The following is a 4,473-nucleotide window of genomic DNA, read 5'->3' on the forward strand; positions in this document are numbered from 1 at the left end:
CCGAGGAGCGGGCGGCGGCCGCGCACGCCGAGCGCGCTGCCCGGCGCCAGGCCGAGCGCCAGGCCGAGCGCCAGGCCGAGCAGCAGCAGGCGCCGGTCGCGGCGGAGCACCCGAAGACCCAGCCCCTGCCGGCCGTGCGCCCGGCGCGGGGCGACGAGACCCAGGTGCAGCCGTCGGTCGACCAGACCGCCCCGCTGCCGCTCGACGACGAGATCTTCGGCCTCGGCGAGCCCGGCAGCCGCCGGTGAGCGTCTGGGACGAGGTCGTCGGGCAGCAGCCCACGGTCGACCTGCTGCGCCGGGCCGTCGCGTCCTCGCGCGGCGATGGCTCTGGCATGACCCACGCCTGGTTGTTCACCGGCCCGCCCGGGTCGGGGCGATCGGTCGCCGCGCGGGCGTTCGCGGCGGCGCTGCTGTGCGACGAGTCGCCGGCCGGGTGCGGCACCTGCCACTCCTGCCACACGGTCGTCACCGGCAGCCACGCCGACGTCACGACTCTGCGCACCGAGGGTGTCGTGATCAGCCGCCAGCAGGCGCTCGAGCTGCTGCCCCTCGCCCAGCGCCGGCCGTCGGTCGGGCGCTGGCGCGTGGTGCTGGTCGAGGACGCCGACCGGCTCAACGACTTCTCCGGCAACGCGATGCTCAAGGCGATCGAGGAACCGAGCGCCCGCACCGTCTGGCTGCTGTGCGCCCCGAGCGCCGACGACGTCCTGGTGACGATCCGCAGCCGGTGCCGGCACGTCGGGCTGCGCACCCCGCCGCCCGAGGCCGTGGCCGACCTGCTGGTCGCCCGCGACGGCGTCGACCCGCAGATGGCGGTGTTCGCGGCGCGCGCGGCGCAGAGCCACATCGGGATGGCCCGCCGGCTGGCCACCGACGAGCAGGCCCGCATCCGCCGTCGCGAGGTGCTGCAGGTGCCGCTGAAGCTGCACGGCGTCGGCGAGGCGGTGCTGCACGCGGCGTCGCTGCTCGACACCGCCAAGGCCGAGGCCGAGGCCGGCACCGCCACGCGCGACGAGGCCGAGAAGGCCGACCTGATGCGCGCGCTCGGCGCCGACCCGACGTCCCGCACCCAGCCGCCGCACGTGCGAAGCCAGCTCAAGACGTTGGCCGAGAACCAGAAGCGGCGCGCCACGCGCTTCGTCCGCGACATGGTCGACCGCTCGCTGCTCGACCTGCTCTCGCTCTACCGCGACGTCCTGGTGCTGCACGCCGACCCGTCGGCCGAGCTGGTCAACGCCGAGATGCGCCCGGACGTCGAGCGGCTGGCCCAGCGCCTGACGCCGTCGCAGGCCGTGCGCTGCATGGACGCCATCCGTGACGCGCGCGACAGGATCGGGGCCAACGTCGCCCCGCTGCTCGCCCTCGAGGCGATGACGCTGCAGCTGCGGGTCGACGCGTGAGGGGCCGGTACCGGCTGGCGGCGGGGGCGCTGGCGGTGGCCGCGTTGCTCGCGGCGTGCTCGGGCGGTGACGACGGTCCGGCGCCGAAGGCCGGTACGGGGCCGAACGCCGCGACGGTCGCCCCGGCGCCGGTGCCGGCCGGGCTCGAGACCTACTACGGCCAGAAGCTGTCGTGGTCGGGCTGCGGCGGCTCGTTCCAGTGCAGCAAGCTCAGCGTGCCGGTCGACTACGCGAAGCCCGACGGTGCGACGATCCAGCTGGCCGTCATCCGGCTGCCCGCGGCCAAGCAGGGGCAGCGGCTGGGGTCGCTCGTCGTGAACCCGGGTGGCCCGGGCGGGTCCGGGATCGACTACGCGCGCGCCGCGCGGGCCGTGATCAGCGACGCGTCGCGCAACAGCTTCGACGTCGTCGGCTTCGACCCGCGCGGCGTGGGCGAGAGCGCGCCGCTGAAATGCCTGACCGACGAGCAGACCGACCAGCTGCTCGCGGCCGACCCGACGCCCGACGACCCGGCCGAGGTGGCGTCGACCGTCCGGCTGTTCCAGGAGCTCGGCCAGCGCTGCAAGAGCGGCGGCGGCGAGCTGCTGGCGCACGTCGACACCGTCAGCGCCGCCCGCGACATCGACGTCCTGCGGGCCGCGCTCGGCGACAAGCGGCTGTTCTACCTCGGCAAGTCGTACGGCACCTTCCTCGGTGCCACCTACGCCGGCCTCTTCCCGCGCAACGTCGGCCGGATGGTGCTGGACGGCGCGATCGACCCCTCGCTGTCGGCCGACGACGTCAACCTCGGCCAGGCCAAGGGCTTCGAGCAGGCCACCCGGGCGTTCGTCGCCGACTGCGTCGAGCAGCGCGACTGCCCGCTCGGCAGCGACGTCGACCGCGGCATGCAGCGGCTCGGCCAGCTGCTGAGCTCGCTCGACGCGCAGCCGCTGCCGAGCGGCGACGCGGCGCGCCCGCTCACCGAGGGGTGGGGTTCGCTGGGCATCGCCGTCGCGATGTACGACCAGGGCTACTGGCCGGTGCTGCGCCAGGCGCTCGACCAGGCGTTCGGCGGCGACGGCGCGGGCCTGCTGCGGCTGGCCGACGCGTACGCCGACCGCTCGACCGAGGGGCGCTACAGCTCGAACTCCAACACCGTGATCTACGCCGTCAACTGCCTCGACCGCCCGGACGACGGCGGGCTGGCCGGGGTGCAAGGCTCGCTGAAGGCCTACGAGCAGGCGGCGCCCACCTGGGGAGCGTTCCTCGACTGGAGCCAGCTGCCCTGCGCGTACTGGCCGGTGCGCACGAAGAACGTGCCGGAGAAGATCACCGCCGAGGGCAGCCCGCCGATCGTCGTCGTCGGCACGACCCGCGACCCGGCGACGCCCTACGCGTGGGCGAAGGGCCTGGCCGACCAGCTCGCCGACGGCCACCTCGTCACCTACCAGGGCGACGGCCACACGGCCTACATGCGCGGCAGCCGGTGCGTCGACAAGGCGGTCGACCGGTACCTGCTGCGCGGCACCGTGCCCGCCGACGGCCTGACCTGCACCTGAGCGGTCCCGTGCCGAGCACCGTCGCGCGACCCCTATACTCGATGCTCGTGCCCCTTCGCTGGGGCGCTGCCGCCTTAGCTCAGTCGGCCAGAGCGACGCACTCGTAATGCGTAGGTCAAGGGTTCGATTCCCTTAGGCGGCTCCACCGCGCACGGCCCCTTCCCCGCCCGGGGAAGGGGCCGTCCGTGCGTCCGGACCCGGCGTCCTCTAGCCTCCGCGGATGAGCCACCGCTCGGCGCCGTCGCAGCACGACCACGGCCAGGACGACCCCGCGCCGGAGCACGGCCACGGGCACGGCCACGACCACGGGCACGGGCACGGGCACGGTGCGGACGCCGGCCTGCTCGCCCGGCTGCGCCACGCGGCGTCCGAGCTGGTGGGCGGGCACTCCCACGACGCGGCCGACCAGGTGGACGCCGCGCTGGAGGCGGACGCCCGCGGCCGGCGGGCGCTCTGGTTGAGCCTGGCCCTGCTCGCGGTCACCGCCGCGCTGCAGGCCGTGGTGGTGGTGCTCACCGGTTCGGTCGCGCTGCTGGGCGACACCCTTCACAACGTGGCCGACGCGCTCACCGCCGTCCCGCTGCTGGTGGCGTTCGGCCTGGCCCGCCGACCCGCGAACGACCGTTTCACCTACGGCTACGGCCGGGCCGAGGACCTTGCCGGCCTGTTCGTCGTGGCGATGATCGCGCTGTCGAGCGGGCTGGCGGCGTACGAGGCGGTCGACCGGTTGGTGCACCCGCGCTCGGTGCACCACCTGTGGGCGGTCGCCGCGGCCGGGGTGATCGGCTTCGCGGGCAACGAGGTGGTGGCCCGCTACCGGATCCGCGTCGGGCGCCAGATCGGCTCGGCGGCGCTGGTGGCCGACGGCCTGCACGCGCGCACCGACGGGTTCACCTCGCTCGCCGTCGTCCTGGGCGCGGGCGGGGTGGCGCTCGGGCTGCCCTGGGCCGACCCGGTGGTCGGGCTGGTCATCGCGGTGGCGATCCTCGGCGTCCTGCGCTCGGCCGTCGTGCAGGTCGGTGCCCGGCTGATGGACGCCGTCGACCCCGACCTCGTCGACGCGGCGCGGCACGCCATCGGGACTGTCGAGGGCGTGCTCGACGTGCAGGACCTGCGGCTGCGCTGGATCGGCCACACGCTGCACGCGCAGGCCGACATCACCGTCCCGCCCGACCTCGCGGTGCACGACGCGCACGACATCGCGCACCACGCCGAGGAGCACCTGCTCGAGCGGCTGCCGCGCCTGACCACGGCCGTGATCCACGTCAGCCCGGCCGGCTCGCACCCCTGAGAGCGCTCCGCGTTCCCAGGTGATTCACAGGCTCCTCGGGCCGTGGCCCCAGATCGGTCGCCGATCGTGGTGGCAGCGCCCCACCACCGAGGAGACCTGCCATGAGCGACCAGCCCACCGAGCCGACCCCCCGGCCGACCCCCCAGCCCGCCGCGAAGCCGGGCGACGAGCCGGCGACGCCGGCGGCCGAGCAGCCGGCCGCGCCAGCGACGCAGCCGACCGCCCCGCAGGCGCCCGTCGGC

Annotated in this window: 4 protein-coding genes and 1 tRNA gene; all 5 read left to right on the forward strand. The window is 75.3% G+C overall.

The genetic code is table 11. From position 1 onward, the window contains the following. The coding region (locus ACYVJ4_RS15715; protein ID WP_460461083.1) for a hypothetical protein at positions 1-248 on the forward strand (248 nt) is incomplete at its 5' end. Continuing rightward, entirely contained in the window at positions 245-1,402 is a 1,158-nt protein-coding gene (locus tag ACYVJ4_RS15720) for a DNA polymerase III subunit delta' (RefSeq protein WP_460461084.1), read from the forward strand. The genes ACYVJ4_RS15715 and ACYVJ4_RS15720, both read left to right, overlap by 4 nt. Further along, a complete protein-coding gene (locus ACYVJ4_RS15725) occupies positions 1,399-2,940 on the forward strand; it encodes an alpha/beta hydrolase (protein WP_460461085.1) in 1,542 nt (513 codons plus the stop codon). The genes ACYVJ4_RS15720 and ACYVJ4_RS15725 overlap by 4 nt, the downstream gene beginning before the upstream one ends. A 68-nt stretch (positions 2,941-3,008) precedes the next feature. Further along, positions 3,009-3,085: transfer RNA gene (locus tag ACYVJ4_RS15730), tRNA-Thr, on the forward strand. Positions 3,086-3,160: 75 nt separating this feature from the next. Then, positions 3,161-4,231, forward strand: a complete 1,071-nt coding sequence (locus ACYVJ4_RS15735; protein ID WP_460461086.1) for a cation diffusion facilitator family transporter — start codon at positions 3,161-3,163, stop codon at positions 4,229-4,231. Positions 4,232-4,473 lie beyond the last annotated feature (242 nt).

The organism is Angustibacter peucedani (assembly GCF_054779595.1).